We start from the raw sequence: 333 nt of genomic DNA on the forward strand, positions 1-333 counted from the left end.
GATTAGTACAGCTTACCTTGTGGACGGCTTCTTCTGTGGGTCTATGGTGTTCGATCCGCGTTCGCGTCAGTTCATGGACACGCTGATCCATGATGCGTTGTCCTGCAACGTTCTGCCATCGCCGTTCTTCTGTATCGACCCACAGGTCGAAGTGGTAACGAGTCAGGCTACGCAGCAGTTCCTGCACGCGGCTTCGGAATACACGCAGCGGTATCTGGATTCGATGCCACAATCGTTCGTGAACCAGCTGCGCGATGGCTCATTCACACTCGACCCTGTGACCATGCTGTACGTGGCCCGTCGATCGACTACTGACCGCGCAAACACGTCCTA

The 333-nt window shown here is 55.6% G+C and carries 1 protein-coding gene; it reads left to right on the forward strand.

The window, feature by feature from the left end; genetic code table 11:
• A partial coding sequence (locus tag AC1RPG_RS08535; protein WP_481762558.1) for a hypothetical protein occupies window positions 1-333 on the forward strand: 333 nt, incomplete at both ends.

The sequence above is a fragment of the Dellaglioa sp. CoH-57-MRSF-18 genome (assembly GCF_056781995.1).